The sequence below is a fragment of the Parazoarcus communis genome, assembly GCF_003111645.1.
In the GTDB taxonomy this organism is placed as follows: domain Bacteria; phylum Pseudomonadota; class Gammaproteobacteria; order Burkholderiales; family Rhodocyclaceae; genus Parazoarcus; species Parazoarcus communis_A.
In genome coordinates this window covers 549,761-565,276 of record NZ_CP022187.1, presented here as the reverse complement: position 1 = coordinate 565,276, position 15,516 = coordinate 549,761, and the positions used below count along the sequence as shown (strand labels likewise).

Here is a 15,516-nt window from a genome sequence, read left to right as displayed (position 1 = left end):
CCACGCCCCCCGGAAGCGGTGGGGCTGGCTCTGTGCGTCCCTATAAATGGCCGCACGATCGAAAAAAACCGGAGACACGCAATGAAACTCGAAGACCTCGTCCTCGTCAGTATCGACGACCATGCAATCGAACCCCCAAACGCCTTTGCGCGCCACATGCCGGCCAGGTTCAAGGGTCGCGAACCCCATATCGAGACCCTCAAGGGTCGCGATGTGTGGGTGTTCGAAGGTCGTGCCACGGGCTACATGGGCCTGAACTCAGTGGTTGGCCGCCCGAAGGAGGAGTACGGCATGGAGCCACTCGGCTACGAGCACATGCGCCGCGGCACTTGGGACGTTCAGTCCCGCGTAGATGACATGAACGCGAACGGCGTGCTCGGCTCACTGTGCTTTCCGACCTTTCCCGGCTTCGCAGGCCAGCGCTTTCAGCAGTACCCTGACGCGCGCGACGTCTCGCTCGCGGCAATCCAGGCCTACAACGACTGGCACCTTCACGACTGGTGTAACGCAGCCCCCGGCCGCTTCATCCCGATGGCGCTGATTCCGTGGTGGGACCCGCAAGCCGCCGCAGCCGAGATCAACCGCATGGCAAAAGGCGGGGTGCATGCCATCTCGCTGTCTGACAACCCCGCACTTCACGGCTTCCCCTCGATCCATGACGAATACTGGGATCCAGTATGGAAGGCATGTGCTGACAACGCGGTAGTGATCAACTGTCACATTGGCACCGGTGTGAAAGCGGATCACGCATCCGATCTCTCGCCGATCGATGCCTGGATCACCTCGATGCCAATCTCGATCGCCAACTCGGCTGCTGACTGGATCTGGGCCCCGATGTGGAAGAAATACCCGACACTCAAGATGGCGCTGTCGGAAGGTGGCATCGGCTGGATTCCCTACCTGCTCGAGCGTGCGGACTTCACCCATCGTCATCACAAAGCCTGGACCAATGCCGACTTCGGCGGCAAGAAGCCGAGCGAAGTGTTCAAGGAGCACATCATCACCTGCTTCATCGAGGACGACTTCGGCCTGCAGAACCTGAAGCACATCGGCGAGGACATGGTTGGCTGGGAGTGTGACTACCCGCACTCGGACTGCACCTGGCCCAATTCGCCGGAAGTGGTCTGGGAGAGTTTCAAGCACTTGCCCGATGCGACCATCGACAAGGTGACCCACCTCAACGTGATGCGTGAATACAGCTACGCGCCGTTCGATATCCTCGGCCGCGAAAATTGCACCGTCGGCGCGCTTCGCGCTCAAGCGGCCGCGAAAGGCGTCAATACCGCGCCCACCCAGGGCATGGGCGGCGCTGCACCGAAACGCGAAGCGGGCAAGCCGGTCACCTCGGGCGACATCAACGCGATGTTCAAGCAGGCCGACGCCGAAACCGCACTGTAAGCCCGGGGCCCGAGCTCGGGCCCATCAACATTCGATTCAATCGCAAGGTGTCGCCTCCTGCTGGAGGCGACACGCATCGTCACGCACATTGCAACTTGCACTTGGGGGAGATGAAAAATGAGTGATCAGTTCGATATTGTGGTTGCCGGCGGCGGCCACAATGGCTTGGTCGCGGCATGCTACCTGCAAAAAGCCGGTCTCAAGGTTTGTGTCGTAGAGAAGAATGACAAGGTCGGCGGCGGCGTAATGACCCGCGAACTGACTGTTCCGGGTTTCAAGCACGACGTATGTTCCGTCGCCCACACGCTGCTGCAGGCCAACCCACTGCTGCGAAACGACGAGTTGGAGCTGAAGTCGAAATTCGGACTGCGCTACATCAACCCGGACAAGATGACCGCGATTTTCTATGACGATGGCACAACTCTCGAGTTCTATACCGATCTCGAGCGAACATGTGAGGCCATCGCCAAGTTCTCGCAAAAGGACGCCGAAGCATACCGTCGCTTCAATCATCAGGTCTTCCAGAACCTCGACATGATGGTCATGGGCATGTTCCACACCCCGCCAAGCGCAAGTACGCAGGCGGTGATGATGGAGCAGAGCGCCGTGGGGCAGGACCTGATGCGCACCCAGGCGATGAGCGCGTGGGATTTCATCTGCGAATGGTTCGAGAACGACAAGATCAGAATCGCGCTTGCGCGCTATGCGTCCGAAGCGATGATGAACCCGTTCAACAATGGCACCGGCTTTGGCTTCTACATCATCCTGCCCTTCATGCACCGCTACGGCGTCGGCATCCCGGTGGGCGGATCGGGTGCATTTGCCGACAAGCTGCGCGAATGCCTCGAGTCTCATGGTGGCGTGGTGCGCACCAATGCCCCGGTCAAGCAGATGCGCATGCAGGGCAGCAAGGCTACCGGTGTCGTGCTTCAGTCGGGCGAAGAGATTGTCGCGCGCAAGGCGGTCATCTCGACCATGCACGTGCAACAGGTGTTCCCCGCCATGGTTCCCGGTGCAACGCTGCCCGAAGGCTTCGAGCGCCGCATCCACGGTCTGAAGCGCAACAGCTTTCAGCCGTTCAACCTTCATCTCGCACTGCACGAGGCCCCGCAGTACAAGGTCGGTCCGGCAGTCGACGACTTCTTCTGGGTCGAGCGTTCGCATTCGAACTGGGAAGAATTCGCCCGAGCCTTCTCCGATCTCGAATACGGCATCCCACGGCGAGATTTCATTGCCTACGTGATGCAGGACGTCTTTGACAAGACACGTGCGCCCGAAGGCAAGCGCGTGCTCAACATGTACGGCTTTGCTCCGTATAACGTCAAGGGCGGGGCGAAAAAATGGGACGAGATCGGCAAGGAGGTCGCTCATGGGTTCCTCGACGACCTGCGCAAGCTCACCACCAATATGAGCGATGACAACATCATCGGATTCTCATGGATGACCCCGCTTGATATCGAGCGTCACAACAACGCCATGATCGGTGCCGACATCCTGCACTTCGGCTCCTACAACTGGCAGATTGGCGGCAACCGTCCAGCACCGGGCTTCGGTCAATACGTGTCCCCGGTGGAAGGCCTGTACCTGTCTGGAGCGAGCACGCACCCCGGTGGTGGCGTCACCGCATCGTCCGGACGCAACGTTGCACGCGTGCTCATGGAAAACCTCGGCATGGACTTCGACAAACTGATCGACGCCTGACGAACCTGCCGGAGGCGCATCGCAACGCCCCTCCGGCACCTTCAGAGCGAGCGGAAACGCTCGGAATCACGGGAACACACCATGAAGATGTTCAGCAAGGACGGGGTCGAGATGATGGAAGTCAAGTCGATCCAGCGCGACGGGGAGACCCTGATCATGAAGGGCAAGATCATGGGTTCGATGGCCACTACCATACTGATCAAGCCCGAGGACTGCTGGCAGGCGGTCAAGCTGATTGGCTGGAGCACCCTGCTCCGCATGCCGGGTCTGCTGTTCAGGGGTTATCTGCAGAGTCGTCACCGAACCAAGGCAGCGAAACCGGCCACATGAATCAATCAGCCGGGGATATGCGCGACGCAACAACTACGCCGATAGTTGCGCACAGCAAAAGGCCCGCTGCGCCGTAAGCCAGTGAGATGAGCGATCCCCACAGCGCAGGGGCGAGCACCGAAGCGATGATCGCATTGAACCCGGTCTGCACGAATAGCTGGACAGACGATGCCATGCCTCGCCTGTCCGGCGCACAATCGAGTCCGCGCAGCGTGACCGTCGGGATTGCCAGCGACATCCCCATATTGAAAATCAGGATGTAAACCACGTACCAGCCGATCCCGACCGGCTCGACCAGGCATACCGCGATGTTCAAGACAACTGCGCCGCTCATGATCATGAACGCGCGCCAGATCGTCGCGCCACGCGACCAACGTTGCGTCATCTTGCCGGACAGTGCCGAACCCAGCACCATGCCAGCAGTTGCAGGGCCGAACAGCCAAAGAAAATCCGTCTCTTTGAGCCCAAGATGGAGCATGAGGAAGACCGGTGCGGAGAGAACATAGATGAACGAAGCGCCAAACATGGATGCATACGACAGCGACCACGCCATGAAGCGCAGATTACCGAACACTGCGAGGTAACCGCAGGCGAGCGACTTCACCCGCAGTGGTTGCCGACGCGAAATGGGGAGCGTCTCATTCAGGCGCAGTAGTACCGCGACGAATAGACCGGATGCCAGAAGACACAAAAACAGAAAGACCGAGCGCCAACCGAAAGCGGCCTGCAACCACCCACCAATCAGCGGTGAAATCGCTGGCGCAAGCCCGAACATCATCACGACATGCGACATCATCCGCTGTGCCTGCGGGCCGTCGTGTAGATCGCGCACCACCGCCCGACCAATGACGATGCCGGCACCCGCAGAGAATCCCTGAAAAGCGCGCAGCACCCAAAGCTCTTCCACACGTGTCGCAAATACGCAAGCCAGCGAAGCAAACGCATAAATCGCCAATCCGACCAGCACAACTCTCCTGCGCCCCAAGGCGTCGGACAGAGAGCCGTGCCATAAGGACATGAAAGCAAACGCCGCAAAATAGATTGCTACCGTTTGCTGGATCGCTGCGACATCAACCGCGAAAACGTGCGCCATCTCGCCGAACGACGGCAGATAGGTGTTGATCGAGAAGGGCCCGAGCATCGCCAAGCCCGCCAGGATCAGGGTCGTCCCCGCGTAACTTGTCGGCGAAGCACGGTCTGAAATCAGGGTCTTCAGCCCCGGAACCCGAGAACTTCGGAGATATCTGCGCCAGGATCGGCATCCGGTCCATAGCTCAAATCACCTTGTCTCTGACGCTCAGCCAACCTTGCCATCAACAATCGATATCGATTGCCGGGCCCATCGAAGCGCGAACTCAGATCACGTCGCTCGGTTGATTCGAAATAGCGTGCGTTCTGCTGGCGTAGCACCGAGTTGTCCTGCGGTTGAATGACATAGGAGATCCTGGGCATCAACCACCGGAAAGGAGCAGGCGCATGTACCGTGTAATTGGTCTGATCGACCCTCGAGCGGTGCTTCCCAACCGGAACAAAAGGTTGCACGTTTGGAATCGCATATCCCGGCGTGAACTCAGGATACGACACGCACACACTATTACGCAGATGCACATGCAGCACCGCACGCAAATCCTGGTAGCGGGCGCGGACGCCGCCAATCCAGCGCATCACCGGCGCTACCGATTTTTGCTTCACGTTGCGGATGCGCGTCACCGTCTCGGAGGTCGAGAACACCTCGACTTCATCACTTTCCGACTGACCGTCGCCAATCGCATTGGCATGAAGAAAGTCGGCATGGGTCAGGTCGATGAGATTCTCCACCGACAGTGGCGACGCCGCGTCGAAACGCACTGCGCGCTGCGTGTAGCGCGGAATGCCCTGACCGTCACGCGGCAAAAAAGGAATATTCGGAATCAATTCCTCTTGAGCGTGATCCGGATCGCCATACCAGGTCCACACATAGCCATAACACTCCACGACCGGATAACGCCCCGAGCCACCAGTGAAAGCACTTGCGCAAGAACGCATCGCCTCCAGACGGTCTGGACGAAACTCGGCAGCGCGCACCGCAGAACCGTCGCGCCAAAGATAGACATCCTGGTTGTGAACGACCCGTCTTACGGGTCTTGAACCAACATCGGCGCTGTAAGCTACAGGAAACCAGGTATCGCGCAAATCAAGGTTGATCGGCACCCAATCGCGCTTGGAAATTGCCTCACCTTCGTGCGGCACGGTCTTCTGATTAACCTGCTCGTTCATGCCGCACTCTTTTTGAGAAAGGTCGGTGGATTCGGTGAGGTGCTTGCAACGACGAAGGCATGACGCTCAATCGAAGGCGCCACCTCGACAGCAGCGACCGCCCGGCCGTCGACGGCGCCAAAGACATCGAACAAGGTCATGCCTATTGCCTGACGCACGCGCCATTTCAGCGATGTCCCAGCAACTGGGTTTCGGCGCTGAAAGCCGCGCCAGCACAGACTGGTTGTGCCGCGACGATTGGCACTGGCGGCGATCACGATACTGACGAGCAGGACTTCGTCCGAGGTCATCAACTCAACCTGGATATCGCCGCCGTCAAGCGGCACCCGCGTCCGCAACCATAGAGGATAATCCCTCACAAAGGCCGGCCCGGGCCCCTTGCCCGTCCATACTGCACCGCGGTCGAGCACCAGATGCCGCCCCTGCCGTCTCGGGTCGCCAAGAAAGAAATCGGTGATCTGCACGCCGGGGAAGCGGAGCAGACACTCCGGGCCGTCGAGCATCATATCCAGATAGTCATGCAAAGCCAGCCCGACAACCGCAACGCCCTTGCGTTCGGGGCCAAAAGCCTGGTAACCAAAACATGGCAACTCCCCGTGCGGCCTCCCTTCGCCATGCCATACATGGATGAAGCCGTTGCACTCGATGGCTGGAAAAGCGCGCGCGGCGTAACGAGCCGGCACTTTTTCATCCCGCCGCAGATTGGGAATGTCAGCGCACACCCCGCTTGCGCCATCAAAAGTCCAGCCATGATAGGGACACTGCAGACCGTTCGCCTTCACCGGCCCGGGCGATAAGGGCACGCGGCGATGGGGGCAGCGATCCTCCAGCGCGAACACCCCGCCTGCGTCGTTGCGGAAAAGTGCCAGTTGCTCACCCTCGCAGGTTACGGCGAGGGCTTTGTCGCCCTTCACCGCCTCAGCCAGCGCGACGGCCCACCAACGTCCGACCTTCTTTTCGAACATTTCGTTGAACTCAGGCACGGATACGTGCCGTGATCTTGGCGTGTGGCCCGGCAACCTGCGAAGCCCATGCCTCTGCAGCCTGATCCAGGGTGTAGTCGAGGTAGTCGACCTGAATGTTCTCGTCGCGTGAAATTCGCAATAGGCGCTCCCAGATCTCCCTGCGCTCAGATGGGGGGCGTTGGCCAGTACCGATACACGCGAGACTTCGGAACAGCAGATCGGCAATATCCAGATTGACCTGACGCCCAGCGCCGGTTCCGATGGTGAGAATGCGCGCCCCCCAGCGGGTCGCTTTCAGCGCATTGAGCATCGGCTGACCACAGACGAGATCAAGCACGACATCGAAGCCTTCGCCAGCCGCTGCCTTGAGCGCACCGACATCGTCCTCGCCACCGAGCACAACGACCTCGTCGGCAATGCCACGGGCCTTTAGCCGCTGCAGACTCTCCGCAGATCGTGCTGCAGCCACCACCCTGCCAGCGCCAAGATAACGTGCGAGCTGAAGCGCTACCTGCCCGAGCGTACCCGTAGCACCCAGCACCAGCACTTGCTCCCCTTTGCGGATTTTTGCATGCTCAAGCGGCACCAGAGCACCCGTCGCAGCAATGCCCATCGTGATCGCAGTCCTATCGTCCACCCAGTCGGGTACATTCCAGACCTCGGCTTCGGGCACCAGCGTACGCTCCGCCCAGGCCCCGAAAGGCATGACCGAGCGTTCGCCGAAATAGACCCGCCTCCCATCTGTGGCCCGACCAACCCCTTCGCCGCGAATCACGCAGGGGTATTCAACCCCCATGCGATAAGCACCCAACACGTCCCAACCACCCAAACCCGCGGTATCGACTTCGATCAGCACGGCACCATCCAGTGGCACCGGCTCCTGAAACTCCTGCACTGCGGGGGCTGCGCCCCGCTCGCTAATGACGGCTGCTTTCACGATACGCTCCTCACATGCCCTTCGCGCCGGTCTGCGCAAACAGCGCTTTCATCGCAACCAGTGAAGGTGTGTGGGCGGAAAACCCACCATCTGCCACCAGCGTCGACCCGGTCACGAATGCAGCTTCATCACTGGCGAGGAAGGCAACGACATCCGCGATCTGGCGCGGTGTTCCCACATCCGGTGTCAGATGGTTGTCGCGAAGAATCTGGATGACCTCGGCGGGCATGCTGCCGTGAGCATTCTCGGACGGCGCCAACCCGATCTGCATCGCATTGGAGCGAATACCCTGCTTGCCATACTGCGTAGCGATGGACCGGCTGAGCATGATCAATGCGGCCTTGGATGCTGCGTATGCGGATAGCGACAAATCGCCCTGAACCCCAAGGCCGGAGGTTGCAAAAATCAGCGACCCCTTTTCGTTCTTGAGCATTTCGCGCACCGCATACTTCGCACACAGCATCGCGCCCCTCAGGTTCACGCCCATGGCGCGATCCCATGCATCGACGTCCATATTAATTACATCACGATCAAGTCGGCGTTGATCAACACTCAACAAGGCCGCGTTGCTGTACAGCACGTCAACACGCCCGAAACGGACGACAATGGCCTCAACCATGGCCTTGACGTCCGCCTCTACGGAGACGTCGGTACGCACGGCCAAGGCCTTGCCGCCGCTGGCAACGATCTCTGCCGCGACGCGCTCGGCCGCCTCCATGTTGATATCGATAACACCCACGCTAGCACCATGCATCGCCAGGACCCGGGCTGACTCGGCTCCAAGTCCGCCACCTGCGCCGGTAATGATCGCCACGCGCCCTTCAAGTTTTCGATCACTCATGACTGCGGTCTCCAAATATCTTTGTTCTTGTCAAACCTGTGATGCCCACCTCAGCGTCCAGCAAAGTGCGGCGGTCGCTTTTCCTTGAAGGCAAGCGCGGCTTCAGCCGCGTCTTCACTCGGCTTCAAAAGTGCAAACAGATCGAGTTCGAGGTCGAGCCCCTTCTTGAGATCAAGATCAAGAGCCGCACGCGCGGCCCTCTTTACAAACAGGGTCGCAAGCGGTGACCGCGCCGCGATGCTGGCCGCAAAATCAGCAACCTCTGAAAGCAGGGACTCAGTCTTAGTAGAAACCCGGGTAATGAGGCCAATCTCGCGTGCGCGCTCCGCGTTGACCTTGTCTCCCGTCAGCAACAGGTCGAGCGCACGTCCGGGACCGACCACACGAGGAAGACGCTGGGTTCCCCCACCGCCAGGTATCAGGCCCAAGGCTGTTTCTGGAAGGCTGAAAATCGCATCTGGCGTCGCGTAGCGGATATCGCATGCAAGCGCGAGTTCCAACCCGCCACCCATGCAATATCCGTGAATAGCAGCAATGACAGGCTTCTCGGTTTCATCTAACGCTTCGATCCAGCGCGCCCCTTCCATTCGCCCGCGGACCTGGACTGCGGTCTCCGCCCCGCGTTGCTCTTTGATATCAGCGCCAGCGCAGAACCCCCGTGGCCCTTCACCGCGGATCACAATGACCCGTATCTCAGCATCCGCGTTTAGCTCGCGCAAAGCCTCGGGTACACCGACTCGGATGTGGTCGTTGATGGCATTGATCTGAGCGGGCCGGTTAAGGACGATCCAACCGACACTGCCACGCTGCTCCACTGTCACCGCCGCGTTTATCGCACGTACCCGCGTCGTCTCCAGATCAGCCTCGCCCTGCTTCTCAATGCTCGTCACCATTTCAGCACTCCTCAAACTCGAACACCTGGCCGCGAAGCTGGTCAGGGTCGACTCGAATCAATGACCCGCCACCAACAGCTTCCGACTCCTCCACCCAGGTAAAACGCGTCCCGCGAGCTTTGAGGTCCTCAGCCTTGGCTTTCAGGTCGGTGACACCAATTCGGATGTAGTACAAGCCCGGCCCCCAGTTGTTGAGGTAGTGCCCGGCAAGACTGTCCCAACGGGTCGGCTCGATGATGTCGAGCGACGCGCTGTTGGCGACGGTAAACGGCATGGTTGCCCGACAATAGCCCTCGCGGTGCAGGGCTTCGATCTCGCCGCTCGGCTCCCAGTCGAGATTCACCGAACACTTGCGAAGGGTTTCGTTCAGGTTTCGAACAAGGAATCCTCGGGCAGTAACACGCACCATGTCACCTGGCTTTGCATCGCGCGGCTGCGCAGGCGGTACAGAGAACGTCTCCGCCGGCATCTGCAGCGGCTCCATCGGCATCACTTCAATACAGAGACCGCCATCAACCGTCGGTTGATAACGCGGGCGCTCTGGCGTTGCACCCAGCCACAGTCGGTCGAATGGCATCTCCGGCGTGCGCTGGGCCATACGGAATTCCAGGCCTCGACGCATCAGCCTTTCGACGAAAGTGTCGAACTTTGGCCCGTGCAGTGCGAGCACAACCGAGTGGGTGATCATCGGACGATGGCGCCCCTGAAAGTCCTTCAGGCTCTCGAGGAACTCGTGGAACATTGGATCACCGGGGTTCTCGAAGTCGAGGTGCCACTGTGGCTCAACCCTTGTCGGCGAGACTGCGAGCGACTTGTGCACCCTCAGAAAGTGAGCAATATACGGATGGTTGTCGAAAGCCTGGCGCCAACGCTCATGCTTATGAACACCCAGCTTGTCGGCAAGAAGGTCGGCCATCCCATCAGGATCTGGCACCATCATGTCGGCACTCATTAACAGATCGAACATATTTGTCTCCATTCGTGATCAATCTGGCCGCACGAGTCCCTACTGCCTTTTGCAGCTCATGCAAACCACCAAAATTGGAGCGACAGGAGCACACGCCCTGCACTCATCCGGAATCTTCCTCGCGATACCGCGCGGAAAGGGTGTTCAGATAATCGTCATGCAGGATGCGACGCTTTCCCGCGCTGCGGGTTGAGCATGAAATGGGACAGGGCTGGAATAAGGATCAATGCACCCAGCATGTTCCACAGGAACATGAAGGTCAGCAGAATGCCCATGTCCGCCTGAAATTTGATTGGCGACCACGCCCAGGTGATAACGCCTGCCGCCATCGTAAGGCCAACGAGCGCAACGACCTTACCGGTGAAATCCAGCGAGCGCCGGTAAGCCATGCGCAAGCTGCCACCATGACGTTGAACCGCGATCTGGACACTAAGCAGGTAAAGCGCATAGTCAACGCCCACCCCGACCCCGACTGCAATAACCGGCAGTGTCGCCACCTTGAGACCGATCCCGAGCCATACCATCAAGGCCTTGCAAATGATCGTCGTCATCACCAGCGGTATGAGCGCAACAATGGTGGCTCTTATGCTCTTGAAGGTAATCAGGCATAGCAACGCCGTCGCGCCATAGACGGCGAGGTACATCGTGACAATGCTCTTTTGCACCTCGATATTGGTCGCGGCCTCAATCCCCGCACTACCCGCCGCAAGCAAGAACTGAACGGGCTCATTGGCATCCGCTGCAGTGTTGTTAGCATTTGCAAATGCTTCGGCAGTCGCCAGCACACGACCGACCGTATCGGCCTTGTGGTCGGACAAATAGGCGATCAAGGGCGAAACCGAGCACGGCTGATTGGTGATATCGGGCGTGCCAATGATCGCAGCTGAAACAGCCGAGTCGACAATCGATTGATTGCGGCTCAACGTCAGCCACTTGGGATTACCTTCGAACATCGCCGAAGTGATGAATTTTACCGTCTCTGCCAATGAGGTTGTCGTCTGCACCGCCGGATCGGCCCGCAAAGCCTGGGACAGAGCATCCATTTTCTGCAGTGAGGAATACAGTCGGCACCCCTCGTCACTCGTCTTCATGATGACGACAAACTGGTCGCTCGAAAGCCCGTAGTTATCTGTTATATAGGCGTTGTCACGATTGTATCGGGAGTCCGGGCGCAGCTCCGGAGCCCCTGCATCCAGATCACCGATACGAAGATCCTGCATCACCACTCCGCTGACCACGGTAATCAGCACCGCAACCGCAATCGCAACAAGTGCCCAGCGACGCTCGGTCAGCTCGTCAAGAAGCACCCAGACCCTGCTCGTTAACGATTGTTTCCCGGAATCATTGCTGCCATCGTTCATGGCGTGCTTCGCGGCCGATTCACTGACCCCCATATAGGACAGTGCGACGGGGATCAACACAAGCTTGGTGAAGATCAGGACTGAAACGCCAACGCTGGTGGTCAGTGCGAGATCGCGAATAACCGGAATGTCAATGATGATCAGGACAGCGAATCCGACGATGTTCGCAAGCAATGCGGTCAGCCCTGCCATGAACAGGCGGCGGAAGGTGTAGCGTGCGGCTACATACTTGTGCGTACCGCGCCCGATGTCCTGCATGATGCCGTTCATCTTTTGCGCACCGTGGGAAAGACCAATCGCAAAAATCAGGAAGGGCACGAGAATCGAGTACGGATCCAACTCGTAGCCAAGCAGTTGCATCAAGCCGAGCAGCCAGACCACACCAATAACGGCGACCGTCACCAGCAACAGCGTACTGCGCACACACCGGGTATAGATGTACACAAACAACGCTGCCACAGCCACAGAAACCGCAAAGAACATCATCACTTCGCGCAAACCATCGATCAGGTCACCGACGATCTTTGCGAAACCAACGATATGGATGCCGATCCGATCGCTTTCATAAGCGCGAATCTTCTGCTCCAGTTCATTGGAGAACTGCCCATAGTTCAAGGCATCACCGGTATCGGGGTTGATGTCCAGCAAAGGGGCCACGATCATGCTGGACTTCAGATCGGTCGCCACCAGGCGACCGACAATGCCGGCTTTTGCGATATTTGCTCTGAGCGTCGAGATCGACTCCGCGTCGCCGTTGTAATTTGACGGCATGACCGCTCCGCCGTTGATGCCATCCTCCGTGACCTCACGCCAGCGCACGATCGGCATCCAGATCGACTTCATCCACGAACGATCAACCCCAGGGATAAGGTAGAGGTCGTCATTGATCTTGCGCAGAACATCGAGGTATTCGCGGTCGAAAATATCGCCCGTTCTGTTCTCGACCACGACCCGCACAGTATTGCCAAGACCGGGCAACTCACTCTTGTTGTCAAGGTAGTTCTGGATGTACGGGCTGCCGATCGGAATCATCCGCTCGAAATTCGCGTTGACCTCAATGCGCGAAGCAGCAACGCCGAGAAGGACGGTAGCAATCAGGCACGCGAGGAACACGAGAACCCGATTGTTGAAGATGAACCGTTCGAGTCCATTTCCGGACTGCAGGTCAAAATCCTTCAGTTCGCGGACAATGGGCATTGCCGGGTTTTCGCTATGGCCTGCCATGGAGATCTCTTGAATAGATGATTTTTTGAGGAGAATCCGGCCTAAGGACGACCCATTGGGATGTCCACTAACCGAATACCCTGGTGAGTGCCGAGCGCAAGCCGTCTCGGTGCAACCAATGCAGCGGACAGCACTTCACCGGCGCGGGGCATGTCGAGCTCCGTGACAGAAGAGCCGTCACGATCACTCAAGCGAACCTGTCCATCCTGCGATACCCACACCAATCGCCCATCCGCTGCTGGCAAGGCGGCGACAATGGAAGCATCGACATTAAGCTTCACTGGTTTCCATTCCAGGCCCCCATCCGTGCTTACCAAGGCAGTACCACGAAGTCCGTACACGATCAGGGTCTCATTCGAGGCGAGGCTGCCGAAAAAACTTCCGCCATAAGGCGTCTCGATGGTGACGAACTGTCCTGACGCACGATCCAGCCGCCGCATTACACCTTGCTCACCCGAAAGATAGACCTCATTTCCGACCGTATTCAGCATGTAGAGGTGCATTCTTCTGGGATTCTCGGCCCGCTCAAGCCAGGGCTCCCAGCTTGCGCCGCCATCGGTCGTATGCAGCAACAAACCAAATGCACCAACCAGAAAACCCTCACCATCCGCATTCAACGCGATATCGAAGAAAGGGTACGACAGCACACCCGGTGTCGCCGACTGCGCAGCTGCACGCTCGATCTCGACCTGCACTCGCTCAGCGCCCTCATCACCTGCGGCGGCCTGTTTGGCGTAGTAAGCATCAATCAGACTCAACGCGACGCGACCATCAAGTATTCGGGTCCAGTTTTCACCTTTGTCGGTCGAGCGCAGCACAATGCCGTCATGCCCCATGACCCATGCGGTGTTGTCATCGGTGAAACGCACGCTTGCAAGATCGGCGCTGTTCGGCACCTGGATCTGTTTCCAGGTTTCTCCACTGTCAGTCGACCGCAGCACGACGCCACGAGGACCCACCGCGATCGCAACACCGCCAGAGGACGCGATTCCCGTCACAGGACTGCGCAACGCGAGCGGCGAGAGGGTCGCAGGTATGTCGAGCACATCGGCAACAACCGGCGTCAGGCTCATCGCAACTGCGGCGGCGCTCAATAACGCACAGGCCACGCCCATCCGCGCAAAACGCGGGAGAATGCGATTTCGATAATTTTTCAAGGGATGCGTTCCAGTCACGATAGATTGATGCTTCCAGCCTTCCCGGAACGATCATCATTGATGGCCGCTCCGGAAAACTTGAAGACGGGCATCGGTGCGCTGATGCCCTTCGCAATCGTCAAAGCGATCAGCGCGCCGTTTCGCGTCCGACAATCGCTTCGGGACTGAGCTCCCGGTTCTTCAACGGTTCGCTCATGACGCCATAACCGCCCTCGATCGCATCGTTCACCAGGGCATACATCCCCTTGTTGAAGTCGAACACGACGTTCTTGACGATATAGGGAGCCTTGACGTCATACATCTGAATCATTGCATTGAAGATCGAGCGATATAGCTGACCGTTCTGGTCGTAAGCGTCATAGAGCATGGCGCCATAGCTATCCTCGTCGATGTAATACGTCCGCTTGGTATAGACGTGACGGAAGCCCGGCTTGAGCGTCGCCTCTACCTCCCAGACTCGGTGCAGCTCCCAGCGCCAGCAAGCCGGATTCGGGTGCTTCTCCATGAACTGCTCCTGAACACCGCAGCCAAAGTAGAGCTTGTAGGCGTTGTAGGGAACATACATCTCCTTCTTGCCGACAAGCTTGAAGTCGAAGCGATCCATCTGACCTGAGAACACAAACAACTCGTCGAACAGTGTCACGCCCCCCATGCTCGAAACGGGAGTGTCATAGGAGAACTCGGGCGCAAGTTTGATACGGCGCTGGCCCGGCGTGTAGCTCCAGGCACGGCGTGGCTTCTCGGTCGGATCAAGAAAATCCATCAGACCGGTCAGTTCGCCCGCTTTGCGGATCGGAGCCTGAGTCACGGAATAGGTCCGCCAGAACATCTGCGGATCGCGCCCATCAAGATCGTCCTGATAGTACGGATGCTCCTCAAGGGTTTTCTGCTGAGCTGTCATCACAGCCTTGCCGTTGGAATCGACCACCCAGGAGCGCGACGACTTTGTGGTTGTTTCCGCCTTGTAACGCAGCAGCAGGTTCCACATCACTTCGTTACCGGTCTTCGGAACCGCGAAAGGCAGACCTCCCCGGCACGCAGGATCGACCGCGAGACCGTCCTTGAGTGTGTTGCAGGTCGTCGCATTGCGCACGGTCGCGGCCAGCACCTTGTCGGGCACGGCTGCGCTTCGATGTGTAGGGTACACATCCATGTAGAACGACGGATTCTTCTTGAGAATTTCGCGCTGACCCGCGCTCAGCTTTTCCGCGTACTGGTCGACATTCTTGCCGTCAATACGCAGCACGGGCTTTTCGTCGCGGTAGGGATCAGCCCAGTAGCCGCTATCCGGCTTGAAATCTGCCGGCGCCGTGGTCAAGCCTCCCGTATATTCAGGGATCGTGCCTTCCTTGTTTCCCGCCTTGATGGCGCCGTACTTGGTCAGGGTCGTACCGAGCTGCTTTGCTTCATCAGCACTGACAGCAGCAAGGACCGGACTCGCCATGGCAGCGATCGCCACCCAAATTAGATGCTTCTTCTTGATCAT

Annotated in this window: 13 protein-coding genes; 3 read left to right on the top strand and 10 right to left on the bottom strand. The window is 58.6% G+C overall.

The window, feature by feature from the left end; all coding sequences use genetic code 11:
- The first annotated feature begins 81 nt into the window (after positions 1 to 81).
- From CEW83_RS02720 to CEW83_RS02710, 3 genes are all read left to right on the top strand, one after another.
- Positions 82 to 1,398 carry an amidohydrolase family protein gene (locus CEW83_RS02720; RefSeq protein ID WP_108947973.1) on the top strand — a complete coding sequence of 439 codons (1,317 nt, stop codon included), beginning with the start codon at positions 82 to 84 and terminating at the stop codon, positions 1,396 to 1,398.
- A gap of 117 nt (positions 1,399 to 1,515) precedes the next feature.
- The gene (locus tag CEW83_RS02715) at positions 1,516 to 3,099 is read left to right on the top strand and encodes a phytoene desaturase family protein (RefSeq protein WP_108947972.1); all 1,584 of its coding nucleotides are present in this window, start codon (positions 1,516 to 1,518) and stop codon (positions 3,097 to 3,099) included.
- 81 nt (positions 3,100 to 3,180) lie between these two features.
- On the top strand, positions 3,181 to 3,429 hold the full coding sequence (locus CEW83_RS02710; protein WP_108947971.1) for a hypothetical protein: 249 nt from the start codon (positions 3,181 to 3,183) through the stop codon (positions 3,427 to 3,429).
- Between the two features lies 1 nt (position 3,430).
- On the opposite strand, the gene CEW83_RS02705 is transcribed toward CEW83_RS02710, so the two are convergent.
- The 10 genes from CEW83_RS02705 to CEW83_RS02660 all read right to left on the bottom strand — a co-directional run bounded on the left by CEW83_RS02705 (position 3,431) and on the right by CEW83_RS02660 (position 15,516).
- Positions 3,431 to 4,585, bottom strand: coding sequence for a multidrug effflux MFS transporter (locus CEW83_RS02705; protein WP_267896513.1), 1,155 nt, complete (start codon positions 4,583 to 4,585; stop codon positions 3,431 to 3,433).
- Between the two features lie 56 nt (positions 4,586 to 4,641).
- Positions 4,642 to 5,685 (bottom strand): aromatic ring-hydroxylating dioxygenase subunit alpha, encoded by a 1,044-nt coding sequence (locus CEW83_RS02700; RefSeq protein WP_108947969.1) that lies wholly within the window; start codon positions 5,683 to 5,685, stop codon positions 4,642 to 4,644.
- Positions 5,682 to 6,650, bottom strand: coding sequence for a Rieske (2Fe-2S) protein (locus CEW83_RS02695; protein WP_108951153.1), 969 nt, complete (start codon positions 6,648 to 6,650; stop codon positions 5,682 to 5,684). The genes CEW83_RS02700 and CEW83_RS02695 overlap by 4 nt, the downstream gene beginning before the upstream one ends.
- Positions 6,651 to 6,660: 10 nt before the next feature.
- Positions 6,661 to 7,587, bottom strand: a complete 927-nt coding sequence (locus CEW83_RS02690) for a quinone oxidoreductase family protein (protein ID WP_108947968.1) — start codon at positions 7,585 to 7,587, stop codon at positions 6,661 to 6,663.
- A 10-nt stretch (positions 7,588 to 7,597) separates the two neighbouring features.
- Entirely contained in the window at positions 7,598 to 8,428 is an 831-nt protein-coding gene (locus CEW83_RS02685) for an SDR family NAD(P)-dependent oxidoreductase (protein WP_108947967.1), read from the bottom strand.
- Between the two features lie 50 nt (positions 8,429 to 8,478).
- Positions 8,479 to 9,321, bottom strand: a complete 843-nt coding sequence (locus CEW83_RS02680; protein ID WP_108947966.1) for an enoyl-CoA hydratase/isomerase family protein — start codon at positions 9,319 to 9,321, stop codon at positions 8,479 to 8,481.
- Between the two features lies 1 nt (position 9,322).
- The gene (locus CEW83_RS02675) at positions 9,323 to 10,288 is read right to left on the bottom strand and encodes a lactoylglutathione lyase (RefSeq protein ID WP_108947965.1); all 966 of its coding nucleotides are present in this window, start codon (positions 10,286 to 10,288) and stop codon (positions 9,323 to 9,325) included.
- Positions 10,289 to 10,443: 155 nt separating this feature from the next.
- Positions 10,444 to 12,873: an efflux RND transporter permease subunit gene (locus CEW83_RS02670; protein ID WP_108947964.1), complete on the bottom strand. Its 2,430-nt coding sequence runs from the start codon at positions 12,871 to 12,873 to the stop codon at positions 10,444 to 10,446.
- 41 nt (positions 12,874 to 12,914) lie between these two features.
- Positions 12,915 to 14,030 (bottom strand): YCF48-related protein, encoded by a 1,116-nt coding sequence (locus CEW83_RS02665; protein ID WP_159099366.1) that lies wholly within the window; start codon positions 14,028 to 14,030, stop codon positions 12,915 to 12,917.
- A 127-nt stretch (positions 14,031 to 14,157) separates the two neighbouring features.
- Positions 14,158 to 15,516, bottom strand: coding sequence for a DUF1329 domain-containing protein (locus CEW83_RS02660; protein ID WP_108947962.1), 1,359 nt, complete (start codon positions 15,514 to 15,516; stop codon positions 14,158 to 14,160).

What these genes read in the sequence shown, in the direction of transcription:
- CEW83_RS02720 (WP_108947973.1), top strand. Translation starts at nt 82, where the DNA reads ATGAAACTCGAAGACCTCGTCCTCGTCAGTATCGACGACCATGCAATC.
- CEW83_RS02715 (WP_108947972.1), top strand. Translation starts at nt 1,516, where the DNA reads ATGAGTGATCAGTTCGATATTGTGGTTGCCGGCGGCGGCCACAATGGC.
- CEW83_RS02710 (WP_108947971.1), top strand. Translation starts at nt 3,181, where the DNA reads ATGAAGATGTTCAGCAAGGACGGGGTCGAGATGATGGAAGTCAAGTCG.
- CEW83_RS02700 (WP_108947969.1), bottom strand. Translation starts at nt 5,685, where the DNA reads ATGAACGAGCAGGTTAATCAGAAGACCGTGCCGCACGAAGGTGAGGCA.
- CEW83_RS02695 (WP_108951153.1), bottom strand. Translation starts at nt 6,650, where the DNA reads ATGTTCGAAAAGAAGGTCGGACGTTGGTGGGCCGTCGCGCTGGCTGAG.
- CEW83_RS02685 (WP_108947967.1), bottom strand. Translation starts at nt 8,428, where the DNA reads ATGAGTGATCGAAAACTTGAAGGGCGCGTGGCGATCATTACCGGCGCA.
- CEW83_RS02680 (WP_108947966.1), bottom strand. Translation starts at nt 9,321, where the DNA reads ATGGTGACGAGCATTGAGAAGCAGGGCGAGGCTGATCTGGAGACGACG.
- CEW83_RS02675 (WP_108947965.1), bottom strand. Translation starts at nt 10,288, where the DNA reads ATGTTCGATCTGTTAATGAGTGCCGACATGATGGTGCCAGATCCTGAT.
- CEW83_RS02670 (WP_108947964.1), bottom strand. Translation starts at nt 12,873, where the DNA reads ATGGCAGGCCATAGCGAAAACCCGGCAATGCCCATTGTCCGCGAACTG.
- CEW83_RS02660 (WP_108947962.1), bottom strand. Translation starts at nt 15,516, where the DNA reads ATGATCAAGAAGAAGCATCTAATTTGGGTGGCGATCGCTGCCATGGCG.